The 14,963-nt window shown below is 70.5% G+C and carries 9 protein-coding genes; 5 read left to right on the top strand and 4 right to left on the bottom strand.

What is annotated here, in order from left to right; translation table 11 throughout:
* Positions 1 to 146 precede the first annotated feature (146 nt).
* From AB0395_RS12520 to cutA, 4 genes are read left to right on the top strand one after another with little or no spacing between them, the layout of a single operon-like run.
* Positions 147 to 1,529, top strand: coding sequence for a solute carrier family 23 protein (locus AB0395_RS12520; protein ID WP_366279921.1), 1,383 nt, complete (start codon positions 147 to 149; stop codon positions 1,527 to 1,529).
* On the top strand, positions 1,526 to 2,395 hold the full coding sequence (locus AB0395_RS12515; RefSeq protein ID WP_366279918.1) for a xanthine dehydrogenase family protein subunit M: 870 nt from the start codon (positions 1,526 to 1,528) through the stop codon (positions 2,393 to 2,395). The genes AB0395_RS12520 and AB0395_RS12515 overlap by 4 nt, the downstream gene beginning before the upstream one ends.
* A complete protein-coding gene (locus tag AB0395_RS12510) occupies positions 2,392 to 2,874 on the top strand; it encodes a (2Fe-2S)-binding protein (RefSeq protein WP_366279917.1) in 483 nt (160 codons plus the stop codon). The genes AB0395_RS12515 and AB0395_RS12510 overlap by 4 nt, the downstream gene beginning before the upstream one ends.
* A gap of 58 nt (positions 2,875 to 2,932) precedes the next feature.
* Positions 2,933 to 5,326 carry an aerobic carbon-monoxide dehydrogenase large subunit gene (gene cutA, locus AB0395_RS12505; RefSeq protein WP_366279914.1) on the top strand — a complete coding sequence of 798 codons (2,394 nt, stop codon included), beginning with the start codon at positions 2,933 to 2,935 and terminating at the stop codon, positions 5,324 to 5,326.
* A 112-nt stretch (positions 5,327 to 5,438) separates the two neighbouring features.
* Here the strand turns inward: cutA and cydB are convergent, their stop codons facing one another.
* The 3 genes from cydB to AB0395_RS12490 form a co-directional block, all read right to left on the bottom strand.
* Positions 5,439 to 6,380, bottom strand: coding sequence for a cytochrome d ubiquinol oxidase subunit II (gene cydB, locus AB0395_RS12500; RefSeq protein WP_366279911.1), 942 nt, complete (start codon positions 6,378 to 6,380; stop codon positions 5,439 to 5,441).
* A gap of 11 nt (positions 6,381 to 6,391) precedes the next feature.
* Positions 6,392 to 7,846 carry a cytochrome ubiquinol oxidase subunit I gene (locus AB0395_RS12495; RefSeq protein WP_366279909.1) on the bottom strand — a complete coding sequence of 485 codons (1,455 nt, stop codon included), beginning with the start codon at positions 7,844 to 7,846 and terminating at the stop codon, positions 6,392 to 6,394.
* A gap of 397 nt (positions 7,847 to 8,243) precedes the next feature.
* On the bottom strand, positions 8,244 to 9,128 hold the full coding sequence (locus AB0395_RS12490; RefSeq protein WP_366279907.1) for a polysaccharide deacetylase family protein: 885 nt from the start codon (positions 9,126 to 9,128) through the stop codon (positions 8,244 to 8,246).
* A 522-nt stretch (positions 9,129 to 9,650) separates the two neighbouring features.
* Between AB0395_RS12490 and AB0395_RS12485 the strand changes: the two genes are divergently transcribed.
* Positions 9,651 to 10,613, top strand: coding sequence for an acyl-CoA desaturase (locus tag AB0395_RS12485; RefSeq protein ID WP_366280122.1), 963 nt, complete (start codon positions 9,651 to 9,653; stop codon positions 10,611 to 10,613).
* Positions 10,614 to 10,966: 353 nt separating this feature from the next.
* Here AB0395_RS12485 and AB0395_RS12480 read toward each other — a convergent pair whose 3' ends face one another.
* On the bottom strand, positions 10,967 to 14,947 hold the full coding sequence (locus tag AB0395_RS12480; RefSeq protein ID WP_366279905.1) for a S8 family serine peptidase: 3,981 nt from the start codon (positions 14,945 to 14,947) through the stop codon (positions 10,967 to 10,969).
* Between the last annotated feature and the right edge of the window lie 16 nt (positions 14,948 to 14,963).

The following is a 14,963-nucleotide window of genomic DNA, read 5'->3' as shown; positions in this document are numbered from 1 at the left end:
TGGTCGGCCGCTCGGTTTTGGCAGATCATGACGGTGTGAGGGGACGACCGCGGGCCTAACGTGCCCGCAACGACAGCATGGGAATTCGCCGGAGGGATGCCTGCGGGGCGGCCACCGACCGACGGCCCGGTGAGAGGTGGGGCTTGATGGTTGCAGGTTGGACCAAGCACGGGGACGGCAGGACCCTGGCACCGGGAGAGGTCGTCAGACCCGACGAGCGGCTGTCCTGGCCGCGCATGATCGGCTTCGGCGCGCAGCACGTCATCGCGATGTTCGGCGCGACGTTCGTCTTCCCGTTGGTCATGGGGCTCGACCCCAACGTCGCCATCATGTTCTCCGGTGTCGCGACGATCATGTTCCTGCTCATCGTGAACGGGAAGATTCCCAGCTACCTCGGGACGAGCGCCTCCTTCGTCGGCGGCGTGCTCGCCATCAGGGCGCTGTACGGCGGCGACACGCCCGCGGCCGACGCGATCGTCACCGGCGCGATCCTCGTCGTCGGCCTGGTGCTCGCGCTGGTCGGCATCGCCATCCACTACCTCGGCGTGCAGATCATCAACAGGGTGTTCCCGCCGGTCGTCACCGGCGCGGTCGTCATGCTGATCGGGTTCGGTCTCGCGTACGTGGTCGCCGACGTCTACTGGCCGCAGGACCAGTGGATCGCCCTGACCACGATGACCGTCACCTTCGTGCTCATCGTGGTCTTCAAGGGGTTCGTCGGCCGGATCGGCATCCTGCTCGGCCTGGTCGTCGGCTTCCTGCTGTCCTGGGTCGCCGACAGGGTCTTCGGGAACATCACCGCCTACAACGCCGTGACCCAGAAGGTTGACACGCACCCCCGGGTGAGCTTCTCCGGTGTCGCGGACGCCGCCTGGATCGGCTGGCCGAACACGCACCTGCCGGACATCAGGTTCTCCGCCGTGCTGCTGGTCCTGCCCGCGGTGATCGCGCTGATCGCGGAGAACGTCGGCCACGTCAAGGCGGTGGGCGAGATGACCGGTGCCGACGTCGACCCCTACCTGGGCAGGGCGATCGCCGGCGACGGTCTCGCCACCGCGGTCGCCAGCGCCTTCGGCGGCTCCCCGACGACCACCTACGCGGAGAACATCGGCGTCATGGCCGCGACCAGGGTCTATTCGACGGCCGCCTACTACATCGCGGCCGTCATCGCGATCCTGTTCGGTCTGTGTCCCAAGTTCGGCGCGCTGGTCGCGGCGACCCCGGGCGGCGTGCTCGGTGGTATCACGGTGATCCTCTACGGCATGATCGGCCTGCTCGGCGCGAAGATCTGGGTCGAGAACCGCGTCGACTTCTCCGACCCGATCAACATGGTCCCCATCGGGGCGGGCATCATCCTCGCCATCGGCCCGGTCAGGCACCCCATCGGCTCGACCTTCGCGCTTGAGGGCATCGCGCTGGGCACCATCGTGGTCGTCGGGGGCTACCACCTGCTGAGGGCGCTGTCCCGCAAGGGGCGGGGGAGGGACGTTCCGCCCGGGATCGCGCACGGCGGGGAGGCGGCCGGGTGAAACCGCCCCCCTTCGACTACCACGCGCCCCGTTCCGTCGGCGAGGCGCTGGAGACCCTCGCCGCCGCCGGGGAGCACGGCAAGGTCCTCGCGGGCGGCCAGAGCTTGATCCCGATGCTGAACATGCGTCTGGCCGCCCCCCGGCACATCGTCGACGTCAACAGGCTCACCGGGCTGGCGACCGTCGCCGTCGAACCGGGCGGCGTCAGGGTCGGCGCGCTGGCCAGGCACGCCCAGGTCGAGCGCTCGGAGCCGGTCGCCGCCGCGCAGCCTTTGCTCCGCCAGGCGCTCAGGCTCGTCGCCCACCCGGTGATCCGCAACCGGGGCACCGTGGTCGGCAGCCTGGTGCACGCCGACCCCGCCGCGGAGCTGCCCGCGGTGCTGGCCCTGCTCGGCGGCTCGGTACGGCTGGCACGACCCGGCACGACCCGGGACGTCCCCGCGGCGGACTTCTTCACCGGTCCCCTGGAGTCGGCGCTCGAGCCCGGTGAGCTGGCCGTCTCCGCCCTGTTCCCCGCGCTGCCGCCGCGCTCGGGCACCGCCTTCCACGAGGTGGCCAGGCGGCACGGAGACTACGCGGTCGCCGGGATCGCGGCGCTGGTCCGCCTCGACGACGACCTGCGGATCGTCACGGCCAGGGTGGCGTGTGTGAGCGCGGGCCCGGTGCCGATGCTCGTCGACGTCGCGGAGGCCTGCGGCCACCGCCCGCCCGCCTCGGCCGACTGGGAGGCCGCGGCGCTGGCCGTACAGGAGCGGGTCGAACCGGAGACGGACATCCACGCGACCGCCGACTACCGGCGGCACCTCGTCGGGGTGCTGGCGGAGCGGGCCCTGCGGGACGCGGCACGGGAGGCGGAGCACCGATGACGGACATCGCGATCACACTGACGGTGAACGGCGTCGTACGGCGGGCAAAGGTGCCGGGACGGAGGCTGCTGTCGGACTGCCTGCGGCACGACCTCGGGCTGACCGGCACGCACGTCGGGTGCGAGCACGGGGTCTGCGGCTGCTGCACGGTGCTGCTCGACGGGGAGCCCGTCCGGTCGTGCCTGATGCTCGCGGTGACCGCGGACGGGCACGAGGTGACGACCGTCGAGGGGCTCGCCGCCCCGGACGGCACGCTCTCGCCCGTGCAGCGTGCCTTCGCCGAGTGTCACGGGCTGCAGTGCGGGTTCTGCACGCCGGGCTTCCTGTGCACGGTCACCGCCCTGCTGCGGGACAACCCGGCGCCGAGCGACGAGGAGGTGCTGGAGGGCGTCTCCGGCAACCTGTGCCGGTGCACGGGATACCAGAACATCGTCAAGTCGGTCCACCGTGCGGCCGAGATCATCGCGGAGGAGTCGTGAACGGGCGAGACGGACGCGGCGGGCCGTACGGCGCGGCACCCGGCCGGGCGGGGCGGCCATGACGACGAAGCTGTTCGGGGAGCCGGTGCGGCGAAGGGAAGACCCGAGGCTGCTCACCGGGCAGGGCCGCTATCTGGACGACCTCGGCGAGGGCTCGCTCGAGGCCGCGTTCGTCAGGTCCCCGCACGCGCACGCCAGGATCCGCGACGTCGACGTCTCGGCCGCGCTCGACGTCGACGGGCTGGTGGCGATCTACACCTGGGAGGACCTGCCCGCACTGCTCGCCGAACCGCTGCCGCTGCTCATCCCGCACCCGGCGCTGACCCACGGCCGCACCGCGTACCCGCTCGCGCGCGACGTCGTCCGCCACGTCGGCGAGCCCGTCGTGATGGTCGTCGCCCGCGACCGCTACCTCGCAGAAGACGCCTGCGCGCTGATCAGGGTCGACTACGAGCTGCTCAAGCCGGTCGTCGGGGTCGAGCAGGCGGCGCAGTCGGCCCATCTCGTCCATCAGGACGTGCCGGGCAACGTCGGCGCGCACCTGGTCCAGGAGGTGCGTTCCGCGGCGGGCCTGGGCGCGCGGGAGGCGATCGAGGCCGCGCCGCACACGCTGGCCTTCAGGCTGGACATCGAGCGCAGCGCGTCCATGCCGCTCGAGGGGCGCGGCGTGTACGCCAGATGGGACGCCGACGACCGGTCCCTGCGCGTCTACTCCAGCACCCAGACCTCGACCAGCGTCAGGATGGCGATCGCCGCCAAGCTCGGCCTGCCGCTGCCCAAGGTCGAGGTGATCGCGCCCGAGGTTGGCGGCGGCTTCGGCGTCAAGATCGTGCATCCGTGGCCGGAGGAGGTGCTCGTCCCCTGGGCGGCCATCCTGCTCGGCCACGAGGTCAAGTGGACCGAGGACAGGCGCGAGCACTTCGTCTCCTCGGCGCACGAGCGGGCCCAGGTGCAGTTCGTCCGGGTCGGCTTCGACGACGAGGGGCGGGTGCTCGGGCTCGACGTGACCATCCTGCACGACCACGGCGCCTACACGCCGTACGGGATCATCGTGCCGATCATCACCTCGACCCAGCTTCCCGGCCCCTACAAACTGGGCGCCTACCGGGTCGAGTTCTCCTCGATCTACACCAACACCGTGCAGGTCACGCCGTACCGGGGGGCGGGCCGCCCGCAGGCGGTCTTCTGCATGGAACGGACGATGGACCGCATCGCCGAACACCTGGGCGCCGACCGTACGGCGGTGCGCGCGGCCAACTTCATCCAGCCCGACGAGTTTCCCTACGACCAGGGCCTGATCTTCCAGGACGGCCGCCCGCTGATCTACGACAGCGGCGACTACCCCCGGTCGCTGCGGATGCTCAAGGAGCTCATCGGCTGGGACTCCTTCGCGGAGCTCAGGGAGCGGGCGGCGGCGCAGGGGCGCAGGATCGGGATCGGCGTCGGCTGCTACGTCGAGGGCACCGGGGTCGGGCCGTACGAGGGCGGCCACGTCCAGGTCACCTCGGACGGCCGGGTACACGTCTCGACCGGGCTCACCTCGCAGGGGCAGGGCCACGAGACGGCGTTCGCCCAGATCGCCGCGTCCGAGCTGGGCGTGCCGCTTGAGCGGGTCTCCGTGGTCACCGGCGACACCCGCAGGTTCGGCTACGCGGTCGGCACGTTCGCCTCGCGGGCGGCGGTGATGAGCGGCAACGCCATCGCCCTGGCGTGCAGGAAGGTCAGGGAGAAGGCGCTGCGGATCGCCGCGGAGGCGCTGGAGGCGGACCCGCGCGACCTGGAGATCGTCGACGGGGAGGTGCGGGTGGTCGGCTCACCGGGTGTCTCCGTCCCGCTGGCCACGGTCGCGGTGCTGTCCAACCCGCTGCGCTACGCCTTCGACGAGGAGGCGGGTCGCGCGACCCAGTTCGCGGGCACGCCGTCCTTCGACAGGCCGCCGGTCGCGGAGGGGGAGGAGCCGGGCCTTGAGGGCCGCGACTACTACTCGCCGATCCGCTCGACCTTCGCCTCGGGGATGCACGCGGCGATCGTCGAGACCGACCCGCTGACGGCCGAGATCCGGATCCTCCGCTACGCCGTCGTCCACGACTGCGGCAACCTGATCAACCCCATGATCGTCGAGGGGCAGATCCACGGCGGCGTCGCCCAGGGCGTGGGCGGCGCGCTGTACGAGCGGATGGTCTACGACGAGCACGGCCAGTTGCTGAACGCCTCGTTCATGGACTTCCTGATGCCGTACGCGACCGAGGTCCCGTTCGTGGAGGCCGCCCACCTGCAGACTCCGTCCCCGCTCAACCCCCTCGGCATCAAGGGGGCGGGCGAGGCCGGGGTCATCCCGGTGTCCGCGGTGATCGCCTCGGCCGTCGAGGACGCCGAGGGCATCAGGATCGACAGGATGCCGATCTCACCGTCGGAGCTGTTCGGCCTGCGTCGTGCCACTGAGGCCCACTGAGGCCCACTGAGGCCCACTGAGGCCCCCTGACACGCCCTGACACGCCCTGACACGCCGCAGTGGTCGCGCCGCCTCCCCAGGGGCGCGACCACCGCTGTCAGGGGCGGGGCGGTCAGACCGCCTCCGCGACGAGCCGCTTGCGGAACACCCAGTAGGACCAGGCCTGGTAGCCGAGCACGAAGGGCAGCGCGATCAGACCGATCCAGGTCAGCATGCCCAGCGTGTAGGGGCCGGAGGCGGCTCCGGCGACGGTGAGACCGGGCAGCGGGGCGGGCCACAGGGCGCCGAACAGGGCGACGGCGCCCAGCGCGATGGACGAGGCGGTCGCGGTGAACGCCCAGCCCTCCCGGCCCCGCCAGATCAGCGCGACCCCGGCGGCCAGGACCGCCATCGCGGCCAGCGCGCCCGCCCACAGCCAAGGCGACGCGGCCCAGTCGGCCATGGCCGTACGTGCCGAGGGGATGCCGGACAGCGCGACCACCGCGGCGGGCAGCGCGACCGCGGAGGTCGCCATCGCGGCACGGCGGGCCCTGGCCCGCACCGGGCCCGTCGTCTTGAGCGCGACGAAGACCGCGCCGTGCAGTACGCAGACGGACAGCGAGAACACCCCGCCGATCAATGCGGCGACGGCGCTGTTGTGCAGCAGGTCGGCGAAGACGGCCCCCCAAAGGAAGGCGGGAAGCCCACTGCCGACCATGATGCCCAGGTCGCACCAGGCGCGGTCGGAGGCGTGGTGGACCTTGGCCCGCCACTCCAGGCCGATACCGCGCACGATCAGCCCGACGAGGACCAGCACGATCGGCAGGTAGAACTCGCTGAGCAGCCCGGCGTACCAGGCGGGGAACGCGGCGAACATCGCGCCGACGGCGGTGATCAGCCAGACCTCGTTGCCGTCCCAGACGGGGCCGATCGTGCCGAGCACCTGCTTGCGCTCGGCCTCGTCACGCGACAGCGCGGGGGCGAGCAGGCCGACCCCGAAGTCGAACCCCTCCAGGACGAAGTAACCGGTCCACAGGAACGCGATGACCACGAACCAGAAAGTGGTGAGTTCCATGGTTCCGCCTTCTAGTACATCAGGGTCGGCTGGAGCCCGGCGGCTGTGTTCTCGCCGTCACCGCTCCTGCCCCCGCTGGAGGAGGGCGTGTCGGGACGGTGCGCTGTGACGGGCTCGGGGCCCGCCTTGACGTGTCTGGCGATCAGTACGGCCTCGGCCAGCGCGAGCGCGCCGTACAGGGCGGTGAAGAGTGCCAGGGAGACGGCCACCTCGCCCAGGCTGACGCCGGGGGAGACGCTCGCGGCGGTGAGCAGTTCGCCCTGCACGGTCCATGGCTGGCGGCCGATCTCGCTGAGCAGCCAGCCCGCGATCATCGCGACGGTCGGCAGCGGCAGCGCCAGCAGGCACGCGCGGGCCAGCCACGACGGCGTCGCGCGTGGCGGCCCCTGCTTCCCCCGGCGTTTGCGGGTCAGCCAGAGACCCAGGACGGAGAGGCCGACCGTCGCCATGCCGAAGACGATCATGACGCGGAAGGACCAGAAGACCACCGGCAGGTTCGGCCGGTAGTCGGCGGGGCCGAACTGCTTGGTGAAGCGAGCCTGCAGGTCCTCGGTGCCGTGGACGACCGCCTGCGGGTCGTTGGTCGCCAGGAAGCTGAGCAGCATGGGCACCTCGAGGCCGGGCACGGGGGAGAACGGCGCCCCCGCCGTGTCGTGCCTGAGCCCCTCGGCGGCGGCCAGCTTCATCGGCTGCTGCTCGTACAGCAGTTTGGCGGACATGTCACCGCTGCCCGCGACCACGGCCCCCGCGATCGCCGTCATGACCAGCGCGGCCCGCATCGGGGTCCGCCACATGTCCGTCGCTCCCCGCCTCAGCGGCCTCGTCCGGTCCGGGTCCGCCCGCCGTTCCCGCAGGATCCGGTAGCCGCACACCGCCAGTACGAACCCGCCCGCGACCACGAACGCCGCGGCGACCACGTGGGGCACCTGGGCCAGCGCGGTCGAGTTGGTGAGCACCGCCCACAGGTCCGTCATGCGGGCTTTGCCGTCGACCACCTCGTAGCCGACCGGGTGCTTCATCCACGCGTTGGCGGCGAGGATGAAGTAGGCCGACAGGTTGGAGCCGATGACCGCCGCCCAGATGGTGGCCAGGTGGACCCGCTTGGGAAGCTTCTCCCAGCCGAAGATCCACAGTCCCAGGAAGGTCGACTCCAGGAAGAACGCGAGCAGCGCCTCGAGCGCCAGCGGGGCGCCGAAGACGTCGCCGACGAAGACCGAGTACTCGCTCCAGTTCATCCCGAACTGGAACTCCTGCACGATGCCCGTGACCACGCCCATCGCGAAGTTGATCAGGAAGAGCTTCCCGAAGAACTTCGTCAGCGTCAGGTACTGCTCCTTGCCGGTACGGTGCCAGGCGGTTTGCAGCCCGGCGACGAAGACGCCGAGGCCGATCGTCAGGGGTACGAACAGAAAGTGGTACACGGTGGTGACCCCGAACTGCCACCGCGCCAGGTCCAGTGCGTCCATCTCCCCCTCGCGGGTCTGGAGCTCTACAACTTGTAGTTCTACTTCTAGTAGTACTACAGCCGGTAGAGCATTGTGAGAGGGTGGCGCCGCGAGCTCATGCGATCTTTGTCACATGGTCCGGTGCGAGACCGCACTTCTCTGCCGGACCAAGATCGTCCCCTCCGGCTCGCGACGCCGGCTCCCTGTGCCGCCCGGGCTGATTTCCCCGGACGTCCCGGGCGGCGGACCGTTCCTTCCGCCGCCCGGGAGGGCTCGCGAGTCACCAGGCCCCGCGAGCACATGACCATGGTGGGGCACACGATGCCGGTGGGGCGTCAGCCGCAGGAATGACTCCGGGGTACGCCGGGCGGCGGATTGTGTGCCCCCGCGACGCTTCGGCGTCGTAGGGGAACACGCCTTAGCGGGTCGCGGCCTTCAGATAGGCCTCGAGGTTGCCGAGTTCGAAGCCGCGGCGCCTGATCTTGTTGACCAGGATGCGGAAGTCCCGCGACAGGTTGGGCCGGAAGTGCAGCAGGAGCACGTCGCCCGGGCGGAGCTTCTTGTCGGGAACCTGATAGGCGATCTTCCCGCCGGGCTGCACGGTCGCGGTCCAGAGCAGGAGGGCGTCGATGCCGCAGGATTTGGCCGCCCTGCGGGTCAGCGTGTTCTGGTTGCCGAACGGCGGGCGGAACAGCGTCGGCGTTCTGCCGACCTGTTTACGGATCACCGTGGAGCTGCCGCAGATCTCGGCCCGCTGCCCCTCATAGCCCAGAGTGGGCATGTTCGGATGGGTCAGCGTGTGGTTCTCGATCCGCACTCCCGCGTCGCGCAGACCGCGCACGTAGCCCCACTTGCCCGCGCCGAGGAACCTGCCGCCCTGGGCGGTCGGGTCCGCCGCGCCCCTGGCCTCCACGGCGTCGCGGGTGACGAAGGCCGTGATCGGGATCCGTCGGTCACGGACCCGCGCGAGAAAGCCGGGATCCTGCTCCCAGCCGTCGTCGATGGTGAGGAAGACGACCTTTCTCCTGGTCGGGATCGAGCTGATCACCGGTGGCAGTCCGTCGGAGGGCCTGGGGATCCGGCCGACCTCGCCTGGCTTCGGCAGGGCTCCCGGCGGTCCCTGGGGGCGCTCGGGGGTCGCGATCAGGGTGGGGGCCGGGGTACTCTTCGCCGACGGCCCGCCGGCCGTACCTCCGCCCTCGACGGTCCCCGCCGCGCACCCCGCGCTCGCCGCCAGGGCCGTGAACGTCGCCGCCGTCCTGATCGCCGCCGTCCTGAACGCCTGTGACTTCCCCGATGCCATGGGCCACCATCCTGCCAGCAACGGGAGCTCCAACCGACGAGCGAAATAGGCATTCACCCCTCTGGTCGATCTATCGGAAATATCATCATTGGTGATGTCGCAGGCGGGGCGGTGGTTGCGGTCCGGTCCCGGTGGGGATGTGTGGGGCGTATGGGTCCGGAGGGTTCGGCCGGATCGCCTGTGTAAGGCCGGCCGGATCTCCCGCGCGGAGGACGGACGGCCGCCCGTGTCGTGGCCGGTTCGCGTGGGACGGAGGTCCATGAGTGGTAGGGCCAGCACTACCGTGAGCCGGGGTGGGCGCGGGGGTACGCAATCACGTTAAATCCAGCGATCCTGTGTCAGGTGCTGCCTCGTTTCTCTTCCGTTTCGCGGGCGGCGCCATTCAGTGATCCGGCTCATCTGAGGAGAACCGTGACCAACTCAACCGCGGCCGACCCCGTGGATCGACCCGCCAGTGCCGGTGACGGAGCCAGGGGCAGTGACTTCGCGCGCCTGTCGCGCCGCATCGCGGAGGCGGGGCTGATGAACCCGAGGCCTGGCTACTACGTCCTGCGGCTGGGTCTTGTCGGTTCCCTGTTCGCCGCGGGTTGGGTGGCCTTCTTCGCGCTTGGCGACACCTGGTACCAGCTCCTCGTCGCGGCCTTCCTCGCCCTCGCGTTCGCCCAGGTGGCGCTGGTCGCGCACGACCTCGCCCACCGGCAGGTCTTCCGCGCCAGGCGCTCCGCCGAGATCGCGGGACTGGTGGCGGGAAACCTGTGCATCGGCATGAGCTACGGCTGGTGGATGGACAAGCACACCCGTCATCACGCCAACCCCAACCACGAGGACCACGACCCCGACGTCGCCCCCGACGCCCTGGTCTGGTCGACGGAACAGGCCGTCGCCAGCCGGGGCCTGGCCAGGTTCCTGGGCGGCAGGCAGGCGTACCTGTTCTTCCCCCTCCTCACCCTGGAGGGGTTCAACCTGCACGTGGCCAGTTTCAGGGCGCTCGCCCGCCCCTCGCTGCGGCGCAGGAAGCTGGAGGCGGGGCTGCTGGTCGTGCACGTCGCGGCCTACCTCGCGGCCCTGTTCACCGTGCTGTCACCGGGCAAGGCCGTGGTGTTCCTCCTCGTGCACCAGGCGATCTTCGGTGTCTACCTGGGCTGCACCTTCGCCCCCAACCACAAGGGGATGCCGATGCTGACCGGTGAGGACGAGCTGGACTTCCTCAGGAAGCAGGTGCTGACCTCGCGCAACGTGCGCGGCGGCTGGGTGATCGACACGGCGCTCGGCGGCCTCAACTACCAGATCGAGCACCACCTGTTCCCCGGCATGCCCACCCCCAACCTGCGCCACGCCCAGCCGATCGTCAGGCAGTACTGCGCGGAGCTGGGCATCTCCTACCTGGAGTGCGGGCTGATCGCCTCCTACGGCCAGGCACTGCGGCACCTGCACGAGGTCGGCGCGCCGCTGAGGGAGAAGAAGACGCTGTCCGCGAGGTTGTGAGAAGTGACCCGCGGCACTGATCGGTGCCTGCCCTGAAAGGGAGTCCGGGTTCTCCCCGGTCGGTTGTCTCCGGCGAAGTCGCCGAGGCGTCCGCCCGGGGACGCGCCCACCACGTCGGTTCAGGACAGGCACAGGAACCGTTCGAGGAGTCGCCCACTTCGGCGGGATCCGCCTGAGCTCTGCCGCCTGAACCCCGTCCGCCGGACCCGAGGTTTCGGAAAACGGATCGACGTTCGCCGGACCATACGTGTTCGGCGGCCCGCGGTGTGCCACCGCGGACCGCCGAACGACGTCATCTATCGAGATCTGTCAGGATCTATCGGGGATTCATCGGGAACCGTACTCGCCGCTCCTCATCCGGTGCCGGCGAGCCCGTAGGCGCGGATGATCGTCTCGGTCACCGTGTTGCCTGACTTGTCGGTCCCGGCCACCCGCAGCGACACGAACCCGCTGCCGGCGCCCGGCTGGACGGTCGTCTGCCAGCCGTCGCGGCCGTGCCGTACCGGCACGTTGCGCCAGGTCGTGCCGTCGTCGGTGGAGTAGGAGGCCGTGATCGAGGTGAACGGCACGTCCTCGGCACCCTGCTGGTGGCCCGGCAGCAGCCGGATCACCTGCTGGCGCGGCCGCGTCGCGTTGCCGTCCGGCCCGACCGGCACGTCGAGGCCGATCTGCGGCAGCGGCAGCGCGGACTCCTTCTCCGTCTTGGCCGAGTGGAAGGTCCACTCCGTCGTCGCGCGGGTCGAGGTCCGGGCCAGGCCCGCGCCGTCCCGGGTGACGTCGGCCACCAGCCGGTAGACATGGTCGGCCGCGTCCACCGTGACGGTGCTGCCGTCCACCCCGATCTGCTCGCCGTCCAGGGAGAGCACCACATTAGGCAGGTCGTACCAGGACGAGACCACGAAGTCTTCCAGCTTCGGCCCGCACAGGTTCGTAAAGATCAGCTTGATGTCGTTACCGGTGCGGCCCGCGCTGTAGGCGGTCTCGCCGGGGACCAGCGGCGGCTCCTTCGGTGAGACGCACGCCAACAGCGGCGCTTTGAACGGCGTCTCGGCCAGCCGCTGTCCGGCCTTGACCACGCCCTCGTACTGCAGGAAGTTCTCGCTGACCGTCGGTACGGTGAACTCCCAGCGCGCCCCGTTGGCCTGGACGAACTCGGCGCGTGCGGCCGGGTATTCGATCGACGTGCAGGAGGGGAAGGAACCGCCGTAGGCGTATGGATAGTCCGGTTCGACGAAATGAGCGTACCGGCAGGTGTAGCCAAGGTCGGCCGGACCCTGGTGGTACTCCGTGTCCACCGTCGCGAACTGCTGTTGCCGGAGCGTCTGGCGCTGCGCCGGTATCGACTTCGTCGGTCCGTTCGTCGTGTAATACACGTACGGGCTGGTCAGCGCCCCGACCGCGTGGATACGCACCGGGCGGCTGGCGATCTCCCTGGCCAGCGCCTCGCCGGCCGCTTCGTCGATGCTCACCAAGGGCAGTGCGACGGGATCGTCCAGCTGTCCCCACTCCCAGGATCCCCGGGTCGAGTCGATCGCCAGCGCCAGCACCGCGCCGGCCTTCTTCAGGACGGCGGTTCGGTCGCTCACGCGCGACCCGGGCTCGGGGGGTTCCCCGTCGGAGTGGACCTGTGGATGCAGCAGTACGACCGCGCCGCGCAGGTCCTTGCCGTCGAGGTCGGCGGGGTCTGCCTCGCCGACGTCGATCAGTTTGCCCCGGTAGTCGCCCCGGTAGTGAGTGCCGGTCACCTGTACCAGCGGCAACGGGGTGTCCGGCCCCCTCTCCCGGGTGATCTTCAGCGGCGGCGCGGCCATCGCGTTCCTGGTCGCGTAGACGAACCGGCCCTGGGTGACCGTGTCGCTGGGGATCGCGTACACCGCCGCGTACTTGTCGCCGTCTTTGTCCGTGCCGGTCTGCGCGGTGAACGAGACGTCGTTGTTCGTGCGGTGCATCCAGACGGTGGTGCTGGCCGCGGTGGCGTCCCCCTTCGGCACCTTCGGCGCCACCCGAACGCCCTTGCGGGCGTCGAAGGTGACGGTCACGTCCTTGTCCAGCTTGATCTGCGGGAACGCGCCGACGGTGATGGTCGCCTCACTGCTCAGCCCCGGTGCCGCCGTGAACAGACCGGTGTTCAGCACGGCGTAGTCGCCACGCGGGAACAGGGTCGGCCCGCTGCCGATCCCGCCAGGCCAGGAAACATGCCCGTTGAGCACTGAGCCGAACCAGATGTCGCCGGTGTCCAGGTTGAAGGCGTAGATGCCGCTTCTGCTGGACAGGACGGTCGGCCGCTCGCCCCGTGCGTCGTACACCTCGACCTGGAGCCTGTACTGCTCGATCTCCTTGGTGTAGGTGACCGGCAGGTCGATCGACAGCGTGCCGCCCTCGGCCTGGGTGGCGGTCAGGTATCCGGCGAACACCCCGGTGTCGCTGGCTCCGATGTCCGCCGTCACCGTCGCCTCCGCCGTGCCGTGCGCCGGTACGGTGATCGTTTGCGGGCTGACCGACAGCACGGCCCGCTTGTCGTCGCCGTGATGCGCCGAGGAGAGCAGGTCGTCGAACCGGGTGCCGCTCACCGCCAGGTTCAGGGTGACGGGGGCGTCGCCGTCGTTGCGGTACGTCACCGGCTTGGCCGAGGTCTTGCCGGCCGGCTGCGGCCAGGCGAAGTCACCCAGTGCCAGTGTCGAGACGTCCGTGCTGACGGTGGCCTTGAGCGTCTCCGGCACCCGCAGCCGTCCACCGCCCTGGTCGAACACCGGCTGGCCGGGGTCGGTGGCCGCGTAGTTCACCAGCGTCGACTTGAGCCGCTGGGCGGTCCAGTCGGGGTGCCGCTGGGCGAGGATCGCCGCTGCGCCGGCCACGTGCGGGGTGGCCATCGAGGTGCCCGACATCGCCTGGTAGTGCTCGTCGACCGGGGAGCCGAGCTTGTTACCCGCGGCCCGGGCCGCGACGATCTCCACACCCGGTGCGGTGATCTCCGGCTTGAGCCCGAAGTCGCTGGCCCGCGGTCCCTTGCCGGAGAAGTCCGCCACCTTCGGGTCGGCCGCGTTCGTCGCCCCCACCGTCAGCGCGGAGTCCGCGTTGCCCGGCGCGGTGGTCGTGTAGGAGCCCGAGGCCCCGTCGTTGCCCGCGGCGATCACGAACAGCGCCCCGGTGCTCGCCGAGATCCGGTCCACCGCCATGCTCAGCGGGTTGTCCGAGTCGTTCCAGCTCCCACCCTGGCCAAGGCTCATGTTGATCACCTTGGCGCCCTGGGCGGCCGCCCACTCCATGCCGGCGATGATGTTGTCGGTGGGGCCGCTGCCGTCGTCGCCGAGCACCTTGCCGATCAGCAGGCTCGCCTTCGGGGCGACGCCGACGTACTTGCCGTCGCTCGCGGCACCGGAACCGGCCGCGATGGAGGCGACATGGGTGCCGTGCCCGAAGCGGTCCATCATGTCCGGGCTGTTGGTGAAGTTCTGCTGAGCCGCGATCCGGCCGTCGAAGTCGGGGTGCTTGCCGTCGACTCCCGTGTCCAGGACGGCCAGCTTCACGCCTTTGCCGTCGTAGCCCTCCGCCCACGCCTGCGGCGCGCCGATGCTCGGCACCGACACGTCCAGGGTCGCGTGCGCCTTGTCGTTCAGCCAGAGCTTCTCCACGCCGTCGGCCAGCGTGGCCTGCGCGGGCGCGTCGGGCGCGGCCTTGGGGGGTTCGTCGGCGGGTTCGTCGGTCGTGCTCGCGAGGTTCCGCCAGAACTTGGCCGCGTCGGCCTTCTTCGTGTGGAGTACGGCGCCGGACACGATGGGCAGCTGGCGGACCACCTTGCTGTGCGCGGGCGCGGGGTGCGGGGCCACCTTGGCCTTCGACTGCCGGCCGCCCTGCTCCGGATAGGTGGCGATCAGCGGCACGGTGTCGGTGTGCTCGTCGTCGTAGCCGTTGGCGACCAGCCTGGTCACGTCGAACAGCCGCGGGTCGAGCTTGTGCGCGGCCAGCAGCGTCAGCGCCGTGCTGGGCAGGACGAACAGGCCCTTCGTGTTGCTGACGATGCTGACCGAGGTGGTGCCGGGGGCCTTGCTCAGCACCTGCGCGGTCGGCTTGCCCGCCGCGTCCTTGCCGACCGCGACCCGGTCACCGGTGATGAGCGTGACGGTGTGCCGGTCGCTGACGATGCCGTCACCGGTGCCGCTGTTCGCGGCGGCCGTCGGCTTGGCCGAGGGAGCGGAGGGAGTCGGCGAGGCCGTCGCCGTCGGGGTGGGGGGAGCTGTCGAGGCCGCCGTCGGCTGGGTGGCTATGACGAGCGGCGCGGCCAGCGCGAGCGCCAGCGCGGCGGTAATCCGTACGGAGGGAAGCGGTAAACGCATCAGTCGTCTCCATCGT

The sequence above is a fragment of the Streptosporangium sp. NPDC051023 genome, assembly GCF_040689595.1.
Lineage (GTDB): Bacteria > Actinomycetota > Actinomycetes > Streptosporangiales > Streptosporangiaceae > Streptosporangium.
Note: the sequence above shows the minus strand (reverse complement) of the source record. Positions and strands in the feature narration are given on the sequence as shown.

Coding starts and splice junctions, on each gene's coding strand:
- AB0395_RS12520 (WP_366279921.1), top strand. CDS start 147: ATGGTTGCAGGTTGGACCAAGCACGGGGACGGCAGGACCCTGGCACCG.
- AB0395_RS12510 (WP_366279917.1), top strand. CDS start 2,392: ATGACGGACATCGCGATCACACTGACGGTGAACGGCGTCGTACGGCGG.
- cutA (WP_366279914.1), top strand. CDS start 2,933: ATGACGACGAAGCTGTTCGGGGAGCCGGTGCGGCGAAGGGAAGACCCG.
- cydB (WP_366279911.1), bottom strand. CDS start 6,380: ATGGAACTCACCACTTTCTGGTTCGTGGTCATCGCGTTCCTGTGGACC.
- AB0395_RS12495 (WP_366279909.1), bottom strand. CDS start 7,846: ATGGACGCACTGGACCTGGCGCGGTGGCAGTTCGGGGTCACCACCGTG.
- AB0395_RS12490 (WP_366279907.1), bottom strand. CDS start 9,128: ATGGCATCGGGGAAGTCACAGGCGTTCAGGACGGCGGCGATCAGGACG.
- AB0395_RS12485 (WP_366280122.1), top strand. CDS start 9,651: ATGAACCCGAGGCCTGGCTACTACGTCCTGCGGCTGGGTCTTGTCGGT.
- AB0395_RS12480 (WP_366279905.1), bottom strand. CDS start 14,947: ATGCGTTTACCGCTTCCCTCCGTACGGATTACCGCCGCGCTGGCGCTC.